This is a genomic window from Glutamicibacter protophormiae (assembly GCF_016894325.1).
GTDB lineage: Bacteria > Actinomycetota > Actinomycetes > Actinomycetales > Micrococcaceae > Glutamicibacter > Glutamicibacter protophormiae.
In genome coordinates, this window is record NZ_CP069806.1 from 3,604,350 (window position 1) to 3,619,271 (window position 14,922).

Below are 14,922 nucleotides of genomic sequence, written 5' to 3' on the forward strand. Positions count from 1 at the left end.
TCCGAGAAGGAGCGGCAACGCCCATGTCGGCAGTGCCCGGATTTTCAGCCAAAGTGCTAACACGTCATACCGTCCGTTCTTTTTGCCGGCTAAACAGCCCCGAAGGCTTCGCCATTAGAATCACGACCAAGATCAGGAATACGCTCAGGTTCGCAAAGTCAGCACCGATGTATCGGCTGGCGAGCGCTTCTGTGAGCCCTACGATCAGTCCGCCAGCGAGAGTGCCGGTCAACGATCCAAAACCACCGATGGCAAGTACCACGAATCCTTTGAGTGCCAGTGACGCACCCAGCGTTGCTACCGCATAAGTTTTCGGGCCGACAAAGAGTCCCAGAAATCCTGCCAGAACACCAGTGAAGGCAAAAGCCAGGAATGCGAAACGTCGAACATCCACACCGCGCAACTGCGCAGCTTCACGGTCTTCGCTCATCCCCATAAGGGCAATGCCGATCAGGCTGTGCTTGGAGAACTGGTTCAGGCCGATGACCAGGAGAATCACCACTGCAACCAGCACAAGTTCTACGGGGTAAACGTTGCCGCCAAACAAGCTGATGACCTGATCACCAGCAAAGAAGGGAACTCGGTAGGGCTCTCCGCCCCAAATCAGCTGCGCGACTCCCTGCAGAATGATCGAAGCACCCAAAGTGGTCACCAGCAGATTATGCATGTCCTTCACAGGACGAATCGCAATCCGCTCTTCAAGGGCAGCTATAAGTCCAACAATGATGGCCGCCATGATGCCAACCAACCACCATGGCAGCTGCATTACTACGATGCCCACATAGGTGATGAAGGCACCGAGCATCATGAGAGAAGCTTGAGCAAAGTTGAATGTTTTCTGCGAAATAAAAACAATGTTGTATCCGATGGCAACCAGTGCATAGACGGCACCAATCGCCATACCCGACCAGATGATTGTCATGAGCGCTCCTGTTCTAAAACCGGATCAGGCAGGGGCCACGCCATTTTTGCAGCGTGGCCCCTGACGATTTGAATCTTTACTGGAACTGGCCGTTGACCATTTTTGACGGGGAGATAAAGATCAGATGTTCTGGTTCCATATGCGGGGCGTGGGATTCGCTCGTAAATGCGTACTTGGGAAGAATCTGCGTTTGCGCGGCTTCTTGGACTTTGCTATCCAAAAGTGCTTCGGCGATGTTTTTGGCCTCAAGGGAGTTCGAGGACTCCGCAGCCGACTTCAGCAGCCACATCGCATCGTAGTTGTAAGCAAGAATAAGCGAGGAGCCAATGGTGCCCGTCTCGGCCATCAGCTTTACCGCCGCGTTGAGCTTTTCGTTCTTTGGATCGAATTTGGTGCTCTCAAAGACCTGCATTGTCAGGTTTTTGACCTGGGACGTACCTAGGACTCCTGCGGGTGGGTCCGTGGCTACCAAGCTAGTGGCAGCTACCGAGTTGTTGCCAATTACTGGAATATCCCAGCCAAGCTTTTCAATTCCCTGCAGCACATATGCCAGTGGCGCACCATAGGAGTCAAGGACCAGCGCATCAGGATTACTGATCTTGAGCTTTTCCAGTTGGGGCGTCATGTCCAGGGCCGCATTGTCATAGCCCTCGTTACCCGTGACCTTCAGCCCCGAAGAGGTGAACGTTTGTTCGGTAAGTTTGCCGAACAGCTCGCCTGTCGCACTGGAGCCATGAAGAACAGCAACTTTTTCATACTTTTTCCTCTGGATTTCCGGGACAAAACCATCGATATAGTCCTGCACACTCGGTGAGAGATCAAAGTTGAGCGGGTTGACCGATGGATCTGTCGACGTTTCGGTTGGCCCGATGTTAAACGAGAGAATCTGCTTCTGCGTCAGAACCGGCAAGATTGCCTCCGCTACCGTTGACGGACCGGAGTTCATAACTGCAACGGGCTTTTCGCCATCAGCAAGCTTCTCACGCAATTTTGTCACAGCCACGGTAGGGTCAGCCCGATCATCGATGACTTCGATCTCAAGCTTCTTGCCCAAGATTCCGCCGGCTTCGTTCACAGCTGCAACGGATGCTTCCGCGGCTGTTACCGAAGTCGCCGCGTTGTTCGCAAGAATGCCTTCAGCGCCAAGGCCTCCCAGAACCAGCACCTTCAGCGAACCGTCACCGTCGCCTGCACCGTCGGCAGAAGATGCCGAATTGGCGCAGCCAGTGAGCGCCAAACCTAGCACTGCCATGGATGCAACCAACGATTTTGCCTTACCAAAACGCATAGCGCTCTCCTTACATAACAATCAGATAATCAACAACCTAACGCTTGCTACATAGAGCATAAGGCCTAGCGACACAGATACCAAGCATTCGCTTGCTTGGAACTATTCATCCAAAGCTGGTAGCTTGCACGGCATGACAAGAAAAGCTGCCGCCGGCACCAGGCAATCGGGAATTTCACTCGTCACGGGAGGCTCCGGAGGAATCGGTACGGCGATTGTCCGCCGCCTGATTAGGGGAGGAAAAAAGGTTGCATTCACCTTCCAGCACTCTGACCCGTCTGCACTCGTGGAACAGATGGGAAACAAGGCGACGGCGCACCGTGTCGACCTCCTAGATCCGCAGGCTTGCAGGAATCTGGCCGAAGACCTCATTGCACAGCACGGTGCAATTGAAAACTTCATCCACGCCGCAGGACCGCACGTCCCAATGGTGCACCTTTCGAAAGTCTCCCCCGAGAATTTCGCCGAACAAGTCAACGCTGATCTCGTTGGATTCTTCAACATCACTCATGCGGTACTCCCTTCCCTCCGAGCCGCATCTGGATCGATCACCGCTGTAACTTCGGCAGCCACTGCTCGCTACCCCAAAAGAGATGGCCTGTCGGCGATTCCCAAAGGCGGGGTCGAGTCCATGATTCGCGCATTAGCTGCCGAAGAAGGCCGCTACGGTGTACGAGCAAACTCGGTTGCTCCGGGCATGCTGAGTGACGGGATGGCCGCGCGGCTTATCGATACTGGCGAACTGGATAGCAACGCCCTGCAGGTCACCATGGATAACATCCCCTTGAGAAGATTTGGCACTGCGGCAGATATCGCCGAGGCTGTCGCCTTCCTAGTTTCAGAAAAGGCAAATTTTATATCCGGCCAGAAGCTGAACGTGGACGGCGGATATAGCGTCTAGGATCGGTTCTTCCCGTTCACTCGGATCCGGCAAACTGCACCGAGCAAATGCTGGGTAATGTTTGCTTGCGCTCCATACAAATCGAATTCAGGAGGGACTTCCAGCAATGTCGCTCAATTTTGATACCGAACTTTCCACACCGGTCCACGAGCACACCCAACGATTGAGCTACGCGGACACGGACCCCGCCGGAATCCTCTACTACGCCACCTGGTTCCCTCGCATGGAAGCGCTGCAGACCGAGTGGCTGCTGCTGAACGGATTCCGCCAGGACACCCTGCTCGAACGCTTCGGCTGGTGGACGGTGTCCCGGGCCACCCACTGCGACTATCTGCAGGCGGCGCGGCTCTTCGAGGAAATCACCATTGAGCTGCGCGTCGGGGAAATCGGGAATTGCTCGGTCCGCTTCGATTTCCAAATGTGGCGGCGCGAAGACCAGACCCTGGTGGCAACAGCATCCAACTGGTTGGTAACCGTCAGCCCCGAGCAGAAAGCCATCCGCCTGCCGGACGTCTTCCGCACCTTCCTTGAATCCAGCGCCGCCCAATGACTTCCATCGCCGTAGCCAGCCCAACCGCCGGCGAGCGCCGGTTGCTGCCATGAGCGCTACCCGCAGCCTCGAAACCGGCGAGCCCCAGGCCAAGTGGGCCGCCGCCCGGTGGCCCACTGTCCTCCTGCTTGCCGTCAGCGGCATGCTCTCCTCCATGCAGTTCACGTTGGTCGTCCCGTCGCTGCCCAGCTTCTCCGAAGACCTCGGGGTCTCGGCGGAGGATGCTTCGTGGCTGGTGACGATTACCCTCCTCGCCGGGGCCGTGGGCACCCCGGTGCTCTCGCGCATGGCGGACATGTACGGCAGGCGGCGCCTGCTGCTGGCCGCCTTGGGACTGCTGGTGGCCGGTTCGCTGACGGCCGCGGTGGGGCCGGGCTTCGGCTGGGCGCTGGCGGGCCGTGCCCTGCAGGGCTGCGCCTCCTCCATTGTTCCCATCGGCATCAGCCTGCTGCGCGGCATCATGCCGGCGGGCCGTGCCGGTACCGCGATCGCCGTCATGAGCGCCACCGTCGGACTGGGGTCGGCCACCGGGCTGCTGCTCTCCGGGATCCTGGGCAGCAGCGCCCTGGGCACCTCTGGGATCTTCGTGTTCTCCGCCGCCGGAGGGATCCTGGCCATGGCCGGCGCACTGGCATTGGTCCGCGATGCGGGCGCCTACCCCGGCGGACGGTTCGACGTGCTCGGTGCGCTGGGATTGTCGGTGGTGCTGGGCAGCGTTTTATTTGTCCTCTCGAAGTCCGGCTGGTGGGGCACGCATCCGCTGCCGCTCGCGGTGATTTCAGGCCTCGGGATCCTGGCGGCCTGCCTGTGGGTTCCGCAGCAGCTGCGCAGCGCCCGCCCGGTCGTCGATCTGCGCACCGCCTTCCGCCGTCCGGTGCTGCTGACCAACATCGCCACCTTCTTCGCCACCGCCGGAATGTTCGCCAACCACCTGCTGACCGCCCACGAGGTGCAGGCCCCGGCGGACCTCGGCTCCGGGCTGGGCCTCAGCCCGGTGGACGCCGGGCTGGTCATGATCCCCGCGTCGCTGACCATGGCCGGGCTTTCACCGGTGGCCGGCATGCTGCTCAACCGCATCGACGCCCGCAAGGTGCTGGCCTTGGGCGCGCTGGTCATGTCGCTGTCCTTCGTCTTCCGCCTGTTCACGCACGGCTCGCTCACCGCCATCGTGGTTGGCGCGGCGCTGGTGGGGGTGGGCACGGCACTGAGTTTCGCGGCCATGCCCGCACTGGTCATGGGATACAGCCCGGCGCAGGACGCCGCGGCGGCGAACGGCATCAATTCGCTGGTCCGCACCTTCTCCGGGGCCGCCGCCAGCGCCCTGTTCGCCGTTCTGCTCTCCGGCTTCGCGGTGTCCGCCGGAGGGTCGCAGTTCCTGACCCAGGCCGGCCTGACGCTTGCCTTCGCAGCCGTCGCCGCCAGTTGCCTGTTCGCCTCGGTGCTGGCCCTGATGCTTCCTTCATCGCGGGGCACCGTACGGCACTGAGCTGGCGGTTCCGGGAAATGGGACTGGCGGCCCGGGCCGTCCGGCTGCTCGGTAGAGTGCTGGCATGACTATTGACGCGCGCACAGCAAACCCCGAGGAGCGGGCGCTCTTCACGCCCCTGAGCATCCGCGGCACCACGCTACCCCTGCGGGCAGGGGTCTCACCCATGTGCATGTACGCGGCTGTCGACGGCTTCGTCAGCGACTTCCACCTAGCCCATCTGGGGCGCTTCGCCCTGGGCGGCGCGGGTCTGGTCATCGTCGAGGCGACGGCCGTCGAGCCGCGCGGACGCATCTCCCACCACGATCTGGGCCTGTGGGACGACGCCCAGGTGGAGGGAATGACCCGCATCGCCAGCCTTCTGGACGCCCACGGCTCCGTCCCCGGCATCCAGCTGGGCCATGCAGGCCGCCGCGCCTCGGTGCGCGAACCGTGGCATGCAGGCGCCCCGCTGGACGAAACGGACGCCCAGGCCGGCAACCCGCCATGGCAGACCATCGCCCCCTCGGCGCTTCCGGCCGGTCCGGACTGGCCGGTACCGACCGAGATGAGCGAAGCGGAGATCGCCGAATCCGTGATCCAGTGGGCGGCCGCCGCGCGCCGCGCCGCGGAGGCCGGCTTCCGCTACATTGAGCTGCACGGCGCCCACGGCTACCTGCTGCACTCCTTCCTCTCCCCCATCTCCAACACCCGCACCGACGGCTACGGCGGGGACACCGCCGGGCGCATGCGCTACCCGCTGGAGGTCATCCGCGCCATCCGCGAGGCGATCGGCGACGAGATCATCCTGGCCTACCGGGTGTCTTCGGTGGACGGCGTGACGGACGGAGGCTTGGGCATCGAGGACATCGTCGAATTCTCCCGTCACGCGAACGCCGCCGGCGTGGACGTCATCGACACCTCCTCCGGCGGCATCACCACCGACCGTTCCAGCGACACCCGCGTGCGCCGCGGCTTCGGCTTCCACGCCGACTTCGCCCGGGCCATCAAGGCCGGCACTGATGCGCTCGTGGCCTGCGTGGGCTTCATCGTGGATCCGGAGCAGGCAAGCCGGATGATCGAGGACCAGGACGCGGACATCGTGCTGCTGGGGCGCGAGATGCTGGACGACCCGAACTGGGTGCACCACGCACGGCGCGCACTGGCGGCCGACGAGTTCGACCACTGGGACATACGCTTCGGCAGCGCCCTGGGCCCGCGCCTGTCCACCCTGCAGCGGCTGGCAGAGTCCGGGGAAACCCCGCTGACGCGCTTCGAGCAGTACAGCGGAGCCTGATCAACCTCCGCATAAACCAGTGATGCTCCCGGAAAGCCGGGAGCATCACTGGTTTAATTCGAATAGATGCCGCTAGTTCTCTCCAATAAATACGACATTGTGGACATGACCCGCGTGGGTACCGTTTGGGCGCATGACGGGCAAGGCCTCATCGGGGAAGAACCGTCCTAGTGGTGGAATCCGCCCTCGTCCGTGACCGATATGGAAACCGCTGGACAGCTCGCGGACGTGTTCCTGGCCTCGGCCACCGACGCGGGCGCCAAGCAGGACGCGTATTCCGAGTCCGACGGCAAACGGTTGCTCTCGCACCTGCTCTTCGCCGCCACTGTGGGCTGGCGTCCGATCACGGACGTGTTTGGTTGGGCGCAAGATCCTGAGGATTTCACGGCCCGCGACCTGCTCAAAGACCACGGCCACTTGTCTCCGGCTACCTCGTTGGAAATAGCTACCCCTAGTTCGAGACTCCACCATGCCAAGAACAGGCTCCCTGTTTTCCTTCAGCAGTGGATATAGAACCGTCATTACACAACACGGCACTCCCCCCATCACGCAAGTACAGCTCCGAGCTTCTCCACTCGTCGGAGGTGACAGGTTGAGATCCCAGTTCACTCTTTATCCAATCAGCCGTCGCGTCTTTTCCATCAACCGCTAGCTTGAAAAACATACGTCGAAAGAAATTGTCTGCCTCATCGTTATTCGTATGGCTACATTCGACGTTCGTAGCGTATGCATAATTTAGAGCGATGGCTAAATCAATGGTTACTTCGTCTCCGGAAGATACGCTCTCGGGGAGATAAAGTTTTCCGTCGCCATTGGATTCAAGATCAGAACAGATTTCTCTACCCAGATAAACGATGTCTACATCTGAGATTGGGTTCAATCCATCGGTACTTGAGTATGCATTAGCGACATATCTTTTGATATTTTCATCAAAAGAATCAACTGGATCTTGCTTTCTGGCAAGAGATTTTGTGCCATTTGATCCTTCATTGCTGCGGTTTTCAGCACCATACTGGTCAGGGGTGGCATGGATCGAAACTCTCCATACTGTGATCGCCAAGATCACTAAAAGTATCCCTAAAATGATCGCCCAATACCCTCTGGCTGATTCCATACCTACTAGGTTCCCCTCGTTCACAATATTTCCATGCAAATCGCACCAAAGCGACTTCCAGTTTTTTGAACTTCACCGTATCCCAAAAAACTCCGACGACCGTTAGAGTGCTAAAAATCATTCTATGTTGAGATATTACGGTCAAATATAACGGCCCAGAGCCACTTTCCGTTCGGGCCTATCTCCCACCTCAATCTAGCCCTTTGAAAAGTCGCCCGCATGGAGGATGTCTACCCTGCAACGCCTAGGCGAATCCGGGGAAACCCCGCTGACGCGCTTCGAGCAGTACAGCGGCACCTAGAACAAAAGGAATGTTCCCGGCCTGGGCCGGGAGCATTCCCTATTCAACACCATTAATTTATGACCCTCGCTGGCAGATCCGGTGCGGTTGCGGCTAGTTGCTGAACAGCTCCCGCGCCCATTCGCTGCCGGTCAGCAGGCGGTTCTCGCGCTTAGCAACTTTCCAGCCCTCGGCTGTGCGGGTGAGCTCCCAGCGGTTGGCGCTAACGCGCTCGGCGGTCCACGGCTCGCCGCGGCGGGCGAAAACCAGCGAGTGGTTCGTGGCCACCGCGGCGTCCCCGTCGATGCGCAGCGATGGCGCGGTGCCGACGTGCGCACAGCCGGCGGCCATGAAGTCCTTGTGGGTGTCGAATTCGACCAGCCCTGCCAAGTCTTCGTACTGCAGCGTGGTGGTGTCGAAGGAGTAGGTCCCGCCTTCGGCCCAGAGCCGCTCGATGGCCTGCGCGTTGCCGGAGTCGGCGAAGGGTCCGTAGCTTGCGATCAAGTCCAGGATTTCAGCCCGGTCTTCCAGCGCCTGCAGGCGCTCTTCAATGCTTTTCACCAGTCCCTCCAAGGAATGATTGTGCTCAGTGTCGAGGAGAAGAGGACTTCTCCGGCCTGTGGTGCCGAGGGTTCGGCGGCAAGCTGATGTTCGGTGCTGCGGATGGCGGAACCGGTCATTCGCGGTTCCCCGTCCAGATACAGCAGGCGGATGCGCAGCTCACCCGGCTGGTGGCTGACGGTGTCCGCAAAAGGCAGCGTGGTGTGCTGCTGGGCGTGGCTGAAGGAGAACGTCCAGCCGCCGGCAACCCCGGGGACCTTCAGCAGTTCCGGCATCAGTTCGGTGTCTTCCCAGCGGAAGCTGTCGTGCGCGTCCAGCCCGTGCGGCTCCGGGTAGCGGGTGAGCGTGATGTGCATGCCCTGGTTCGGGCGGAACGGCAGCACGTCGGGGCTGACCAGTGCGTGCGGCGCGGAGTAGCCCTTGACCGGGCGGAAGAAGGCCAGCAGTTTGCGCTCGACTCCCGGGATGATCGGGCCGCGACCCCACTGGAACGACGCTTCGCCCAGACGGTCCCAGGCGTCGACGCTCTGCTCTACCGGGTCACGGAACCAGTACATCGCCACGAAGTCGGTGTCCGCGAATGCCGAATCCGCCGCGTGCGACGTTTCCTGCTCGCGCACCCGCGCCCAGCGGTCTCCCCAGGCCACGCCGGGCAGGGCCAGGTTCTCGGGGCGGTGGTCCAGTTGGTGCCAGCGGTTGTACTCGCCATGCAGCGAGGCATCGGCCAGCTGCACGAAGGAGAAGAACGCCAAATCGGAGAACATGAAAACCCTTACTCCGGAAGCTTCCGGGTCGCCGCGCGGGCCCGGTGAGGGTCCCCGCCCTCCATGCTCGCCCAGCCCCAGCCGCCGGCGCCCGAAGGATCCCGGAGAACGGGATCATCTCACGCCTGCCACTAGGACTTTTTTGTAACGTGACAGGCAAGAGGCACGCCGCGGGCCTGCCCCCAGTAAACCCTGAGCTAAGGAAGCCGATTTGTCTGCAGAAAAGATCGCCATTCTCGATGGCGCACGCACGCCCGTAGGCCGCTACGGCGGAAGCCTCAATTCGGTTCCGGCCCATGAGCTGGGCCAAGTTGCAGCCCGCGAGGCGCTGTCCCGCAGCGGGGTCTCCGCGGAGCAGGTCGACGAGGTCGTCATGGGCTGCGTGGGCCAGGTCGGACCCGACGCCTACCTGGCCCGACGCGTGGCCCTCGGCGCCGGACTGCCCGACTCCACGCCTGCCTTCACCGTCAACCGGCTGTGCGGCAGCGGGCTGCAGGCCATCTGGTCCGGAGCCCAGCAGCTGGCCTGGGGCGGCTCGCAGTTCATCCTCGCCGGCGGGGCCGAGTCCATGTCCCGCATGCCGTTTCTGGACTATGACGCCCGCGGCAACTCGCGGCTGGGCAACCGCACGGTGCTGGACGGCACCGTGGCCATGCTCACCGACCCGTTCTCCGGGCAGCACATGGGTGTCACCGCGGAGAACGTGGCGGACAAGTACGGCATCAGCCGCGAGCAGCAGGACGAGTTCGCCGCCGAAAGCCAGCGCCGCTCGGGCACCAGCGAAGCCCTAGCCGCGTTCGCCGAGGAAATCACGGAGGTCACCACGGGCGGGCGCAAGCCGGTGACCGTCAGCCTCGACGAGCATCCGCGCCCGGACACCACGGCGGAAAGCCTGTCGCTGCTCAAGCCCGCCTTCCGGAAGGACGGCAGCGTGACCGCTGGCAACGCCTCGGGCATCAACGACGGCGCCGCCGCGGTGCTGCTGGCCAAGCAGTCCACCGCGCAGGAACACGGCCTGCGTTCGCTGGCCACCATTGAACATGTCACCACCGCCGCACTCGACCCGGCCTACATGGGCTATGCCCCGACCTTGGCCCTGCACAAGCTGTTCTCCGAAACCGGCCTGTCTCCGCAGGACATCGACACCTTCGAAGTCAACGAGGCCTTCGCCGCGCAGGCGTTGGCAGTGATCCGGGACGCCAAGCTGGATCCGTCGCGCGTGAACCCCTACGGCGGGGCCATCGCCCTGGGCCACCCGATCGGCGTGACCGGAGCCATCCTCACGCTGCGTGCGGCCAAGGACCTGGTGCGCCGCGACCTGACCTATGCGGTGGTCACCATGTGCATCGGCGGCGGGCAGGCGCTGGCCGCGCTGATCAAGCGCAGCGGCGCCTGAGAGACCGCCGCACCGCGAAAAGAGAAGCCGGGGAGGGAACCGAATGATGGTTCCCTCCCCGGCTTCTTGCCTTCAGGTGCTGTGGTGCTTAGCCTTCGACGGCTCCGACCAGATCCTCGTCACCGGCGGCGGCCTGCGCGTTCTTCTTGTCGCGGATCAACCAGGACACCAGGAAGCCGACCAGGCTGGTAGCCAGGATGATCACGTAGGTCAGGGTGTAGGCGGACTCGCTCGGCACCCCGGTGCCCTCCACGGTGGAGGAAGCCAGCGCCATGGTGGTCACGGTGGTGCCCACGCCCATGAAGATGGTGCGGGTGACCGTGTTGATGCCCATGCCCTCGCTGGTGTTCTCCACCGGCACCGACTCGGCGACCAGGTTCGGGAACGCGGTGTAGGCGAACATGGTGCCGATGAACACCACGTTGATCGCGATGATGTAGGACAGCACGTTGTACTGCGCCCAGAACAGCGCACCATAGCCGATCAGGCAGACGACCACGCCGATCAGCAGCGAACGGCGCGCACCCACCTTCGCGGCGATCTTTCCGCTGATCGGCGAGCAGATGAACGCCACCGATGCGGCGCCGAAGATGACCAGTCCGCCCATCGTCGGCGACAGGCCCAGGCCCACCCCGGGGCCGGCCGGGGAGAGCATGATCATCGGGCCGATGATCTGCGCGGCGACCAGCGGGCCGACGCTCAGGATCGCGGTGGCCAGCTGGGTCAGCGCCATCTTGTTGGTCTTCAGCAGGCGCAGGTTGATCATCGGGTTCTCAACACGAAGCTCCCACCAGATCCACAGGGCCGCGACGGCCAGGCCGCCGAGCACGAACTGCAGGGTGCGGGCATCGGTGATGCCCCAGGCGGTGGAGTTCGAGACGCCGTAAAGCACCATGGCGACGGCCGGTGCGAAGAGCAGGCCGCCGATGTAGTCGACCTTCTTGCGTTCGGCGCTCAACCCGGTGGAGCGGTCCAGCATGGTCATGGCCATGACGGCCGCAACCAGGCCCAGGATGCCGGAGACCATGAACAGCCCCTGCCAGTTGCCCAGGTCCAGCAGCACGCCCGCCACCAGGCTGCCGCCGGCGCCGGCGATGAAGGACACCGCGGCGACCAGTGCGATGGCGCCGGGAACCTTGTCCTTCTCGATGCCCGCGCGGGCGATGCCCAGGCCCAGCGGCAGCGTCGCACCGGCGGCGCCCTGGAAGGCGCGGCCGATGATGACCCCTTCGATGGAGCCGGAGGTGAAGCTGATGATCGAGCCGACCACCGAGATGAACAGGACGATCACCAGCATCTTCTTGCGTCCGTAGATGTCTCCCAGCCGGCCGCAGATCGCGGCGGAGGCCGCGGCGACGAGCAGGAAGGAGGTGGCGGCCCAGCCGGCGGTGGCCGCATCGGTTTGGAATTCAGCCATGAGGCTGGGCAGCGCGATGAAGATCATCGCGGATTCAAAGGTGCCCACCAGCTCGGTGGCGATCAGCACGGTGATGATCTTTGCATAGCTGGCCCGGGTGGCCCCGGGGTTTTGCTTGTCTAGAAACGACGCCATCGTGTTTCCTTTGCTGTTGTCAGTGCATGGGTAGGACAGCGCCCGGGAACCGGGCGCTGGGTAATGCGTACTGAAAGAAAGTCCGGAACGGCGCGCGAGATTTTGTGATGCGCCACCGGCGGACGGGTCCCCGCCCCGGTCGGCTCGATGCTTCGAGCGGACCGGGGCGGGTGGTCTGCGACGGGGCAGGCAGATGCCGGGCCCCGGGAAAGGGTTGCGGGTACTAGGCGCCCGCCACCTGGGCTTCCGCGGCGTCCTGCGGGTCGGCCGCTTCGGTGCGCGGCGCGTCCTTGATGCGCAGCGCCAGGAAGAATGCGACCACGCAGCTCGCGGAGATGATGAGGTAGGCGGTGTTGAACCCGGCCTCGGTGGAGACCATGGTCCCCTCCACGGTCGAGGAGGCCAGCGCCATGGTCAGCACCGTGGTGCCCACGGCCATGAAGATGGTGCGGGTGACCGTATTGATGCCCATGCCTTCGCTGGTGTTCTCCAGCGGCACGGATTCGGCGACCAGGTTCGGGAACGCGGTGTAGGAGAACATGACGCCGATGGCGATCACGTAGGTGTTGATGATGAAGGTCGGCAAGGTGTTGTCCGCCCAGAACATCAACGAGTAGCCGATGAAGCTGATCACGATGCCGATCAGCAGCGCACGGCGGGCGCCCACCGCGGCGGCGACCTTGCCGCTGAACGGCGAGCCGACGAAGCTCAGGGTCGCGGCGCTGAAGATGACCAGTCCGCCGACGGCCGGGGAGACGCCCAGGCCGGCGGGATCCGTGGCGGGCGCCAGCAGGATCAGCGGGGTCAGGATGCCCACGGCCACCAGCGGGCCGATGCCCAGCACCGCGGTGCACAGCTGGGTCAGCGCCATCTTGTTGGTCTTCATCAGGCGCAGGTTGATCATCGGGTTCTCAACACGCAGCTCCCACCAGACCCAGATGGCCGCGACGGCCAGGCCGCCGAGCACGAAAGCCAGGGTCTTTCCGTCCAGCAGCCCCAGGCGCCGGCGTTGGTCAGGCCGTAGAGGACCAGTGCGACGGCCGGGGCGAACAGCAGCCCGCCGACGTAGTCGATGCCGCGGGCCTCGCCGCGCGGGGTCGGGGAAGCCTTGAGCAAGAAGACCACCATCAGCGCGGCAATGGCGCCCATGATTCCGGAGACGATGAACAGCGCCTTCCAGTTGCCCAGCTGCAGCAGCACGCCGGCAATCAGGTTGCCGCCGGCGCCGGCCAGGAAGGAGGATCCGGCGATCAGCGCGATCACGTTGGGCAACTTCTGCTGGGGCAGTTCCTGGCGGGCCAGCCCCAGGCACAGCGGCAAGGTGGCCCCGGCCACGCCCTGCAGCGCACGGCCCAGGATGACCCCGCCCAGGGTGCCGAAGGTGAAGCTGATGATGGAACCGACCACGGAGATGGCCAGCACGATCGCCAGCAGCTTCTTGCGCCCGTACATGTCGCCCAGACGTCCGCAGACCGCCGCGGAGGCGGCGGCCACCAGCAGGAATGCCGTGGTGGCCCAGCCCACGGCGGCCGCATCGACGTTGAATTCATGCATCATGCTGGGCAGGGCGATGAAGATCATCGCGGATTCAAAGGTTCCGACGAATTCGGCGACCAGCAGGACGCTGACGATTTTCGCGTAGCCAGGGAATTTGGCCTCTTTCTTGATGGCTTGCCGCCTGGACGTGGTCATGGCGCTTCCTCTTCTGCGCGTGTGAGTGATGTACGCCCGTGGTGTATCGGTGGTGCCCCGGGGCTTTCTCCCCGGTTCGCGCAGGGCCTCGGAAGGCAACGTGCGCGCGGCATTCAAACGTGTGCGGGAGGCGCGGGCCGCAGGCCCTGATCCCCGAGCGTGAAATCAGTATGTTGCGGATCAGAAAACCGCTCCGCGCAAAGTCCCAGACAGTGGGATATGAGGAGATCCCGGTCACATTCGCTTGGCACACTGAGTGCGGAAGTGTTGGCAACGAAAAGGAGCAGGCATGGGTGTACTCGACGGCCGGGTGGCCTTGATCACCGGAGCGGGCCAGGGCATTGGCCGCGGCATCGCTCGCGCATTGGCATTCGAGGGCGCCCGCGTGGCGCTCGCCGGACGCACCGCGCAGAAGGTTCAGAACGTGGCCGCGGAAATCCGCAGCGAGGGCGGCGACGCCCAGGCATTCACCTGCGATGTCATCGACCCGGAACAGATCGAGCAGCTGGTCCAGGACGTGGTGGAGCATTTCGGCGGACTGTCCATCCTGGTCAACAACGCCCAGACCTCGGTGCACGGGGAGCTGCTGGACCTGCCGGAGCAGGACTACCTGCGCGGCATGGAATCCGGTCCGCTGGCCACCTGGCGCCTGATGCGCGCCTGCCACCCGCACCTGCAGGGCCAGGGCAGCATCGTCAACTTGGGTTCCGCCGCCGGCGTGCGCTGGAACCCGACCGGCTACGGCGGCTACGCGGCCGCCAAGGAAGCGATCCGGGTGCTCACTCGCACGGCAGCCTGCGAATGGGCTAACGACGGCATCCGGGTCAACGCAATTCTTCCGCTGGCCACCTCGCCTTCCCTTGAGCATTGGGAGCGCATCAACCCGGAGGAAGCCCGCGAGTACATCGCCACGATTCCGCTGGGGCGCATGGGCGATACCGAGAAGGACATCGGCCCGGCGGTCGTGTTCCTCTGCTCGGAAAACTCCCGCTACATCACCGGGCATTCCCTGCCGGTGGATGGCGGACAAGTGCTCATGCGCTGAGCAAACCTGCAGAACCCCCAGCTCGCTGCACCAACAGGCCTTCACCGATGATGGCCCTGCCATCGGTGCGCAGCTACCCTTCGGCGGCACCTCAC

General features: G+C 63.2%; 15 protein-coding genes. 7 read left to right on the forward strand and 8 right to left on the reverse strand.

Features of this window, described 5'->3' with window-relative positions:
* Positions 1 to 64 precede the first annotated feature (64 nt).
* Together JQN66_RS16805 and JQN66_RS16810 are read right to left on the reverse strand one after the other, a co-directional pair.
* Positions 65 to 922 (reverse strand): branched-chain amino acid ABC transporter permease, encoded by an 858-nt coding sequence (locus JQN66_RS16805; RefSeq protein WP_047120447.1) that lies wholly within the window; start codon positions 920 to 922, stop codon positions 65 to 67.
* Between the two features lie 76 nt (positions 923 to 998).
* On the reverse strand, positions 999 to 2,210 hold the full coding sequence (locus JQN66_RS16810; RefSeq protein ID WP_204676035.1) for an ABC transporter substrate-binding protein: 1,212 nt from the start codon (positions 2,208 to 2,210) through the stop codon (positions 999 to 1,001).
* A gap of 133 nt (positions 2,211 to 2,343) precedes the next feature.
* Here JQN66_RS16810 and JQN66_RS16815 point away from each other — a divergent pair, with 133 nt between their 5' ends.
* From JQN66_RS16815 to JQN66_RS16835, 5 genes are all read left to right on the forward strand, one after another.
* Complete coding sequence (locus JQN66_RS16815) at positions 2,344 to 3,111, forward strand: SDR family NAD(P)-dependent oxidoreductase (RefSeq protein WP_190264266.1); 768 nt, start codon at positions 2,344 to 2,346, stop codon at positions 3,109 to 3,111.
* Between the two features lie 106 nt (positions 3,112 to 3,217).
* On the forward strand, positions 3,218 to 3,661 hold the full coding sequence (locus JQN66_RS16820; protein WP_204676037.1) for an acyl-CoA thioesterase: 444 nt from the start codon (positions 3,218 to 3,220) through the stop codon (positions 3,659 to 3,661).
* A 49-nt stretch (positions 3,662 to 3,710) separates the two neighbouring features.
* On the forward strand, positions 3,711 to 5,147 hold the full coding sequence (locus JQN66_RS16825) for an MFS transporter (protein ID WP_204676038.1): 1,437 nt from the start codon (positions 3,711 to 3,713) through the stop codon (positions 5,145 to 5,147).
* A gap of 64 nt (positions 5,148 to 5,211) precedes the next feature.
* Positions 5,212 to 6,423 carry an NADH:flavin oxidoreductase/NADH oxidase gene (locus tag JQN66_RS16830; protein WP_204676039.1) on the forward strand — a complete coding sequence of 404 codons (1,212 nt, stop codon included), beginning with the start codon at positions 5,212 to 5,214 and terminating at the stop codon, positions 6,421 to 6,423.
* A 192-nt stretch (positions 6,424 to 6,615) separates the two neighbouring features.
* Complete coding sequence (locus JQN66_RS16835) at positions 6,616 to 6,936, forward strand: hypothetical protein (RefSeq protein ID WP_204676040.1); 321 nt, start codon at positions 6,616 to 6,618, stop codon at positions 6,934 to 6,936.
* On the opposite strand, the gene JQN66_RS16840 is transcribed toward JQN66_RS16835, so the two are convergent.
* The 3 genes from JQN66_RS16840 to JQN66_RS16850 all read right to left on the reverse strand — a co-directional run bounded on the left by JQN66_RS16840 (position 6,875) and on the right by JQN66_RS16850 (position 9,142).
* The gene (locus JQN66_RS16840; protein ID WP_204676041.1) at positions 6,875 to 7,561 is read right to left on the reverse strand and encodes a hypothetical protein; all 687 of its coding nucleotides are present in this window, start codon (positions 7,559 to 7,561) and stop codon (positions 6,875 to 6,877) included. The two genes, JQN66_RS16835 and JQN66_RS16840, sit on opposite strands and share 62 nt — an antisense overlap.
* A 370-nt stretch (positions 7,562 to 7,931) precedes the next feature.
* Positions 7,932 to 8,378, reverse strand: a complete 447-nt coding sequence (locus tag JQN66_RS16845; protein WP_204676042.1) for a nuclear transport factor 2 family protein — start codon at positions 8,376 to 8,378, stop codon at positions 7,932 to 7,934.
* Positions 8,375 to 9,142 (reverse strand): hypothetical protein, encoded by a 768-nt coding sequence (locus JQN66_RS16850; protein ID WP_190264278.1) that lies wholly within the window; start codon positions 9,140 to 9,142, stop codon positions 8,375 to 8,377. Before JQN66_RS16850 ends, JQN66_RS16845 begins: the two co-directional genes overlap by 4 nt.
* 211 nt (positions 9,143 to 9,353) lie before the next feature.
* Here JQN66_RS16850 and JQN66_RS16855 point away from each other — a divergent pair, with 211 nt between their 5' ends.
* Positions 9,354 to 10,538 (forward strand): thiolase family protein, encoded by a 1,185-nt coding sequence (locus JQN66_RS16855; protein WP_204676043.1) that lies wholly within the window; start codon positions 9,354 to 9,356, stop codon positions 10,536 to 10,538.
* An 88-nt stretch (positions 10,539 to 10,626) separates the two neighbouring features.
* Here JQN66_RS16855 and JQN66_RS16860 read toward each other — a convergent pair whose 3' ends face one another.
* The 3 genes from JQN66_RS16860 to JQN66_RS18545 form a co-directional block, all read right to left on the reverse strand.
* Positions 10,627 to 12,090, reverse strand: coding sequence for an MFS transporter (locus JQN66_RS16860; RefSeq protein WP_204676044.1), 1,464 nt, complete (start codon positions 12,088 to 12,090; stop codon positions 10,627 to 10,629).
* Positions 12,091 to 12,313: 223 nt separating this feature from the next.
* Positions 12,314 to 13,057, reverse strand: a complete 744-nt coding sequence (locus JQN66_RS18540) for an MFS transporter (protein ID WP_239464070.1) — start codon at positions 13,055 to 13,057, stop codon at positions 12,314 to 12,316.
* Positions 12,991 to 13,782, reverse strand: coding sequence for an MFS transporter (locus JQN66_RS18545; protein WP_239464071.1), 792 nt, complete (start codon positions 13,780 to 13,782; stop codon positions 12,991 to 12,993). Before JQN66_RS18545 ends, JQN66_RS18540 begins: the two co-directional genes overlap by 67 nt.
* A gap of 289 nt (positions 13,783 to 14,071) precedes the next feature.
* On the opposite strand from JQN66_RS18545, the gene JQN66_RS16870 reads away from it, so the two are divergent.
* On the forward strand, positions 14,072 to 14,827 hold the full coding sequence (locus JQN66_RS16870; RefSeq protein WP_204676045.1) for an SDR family NAD(P)-dependent oxidoreductase: 756 nt from the start codon (positions 14,072 to 14,074) through the stop codon (positions 14,825 to 14,827).
* Positions 14,828 to 14,922: the final 95 nt, after the last annotated feature.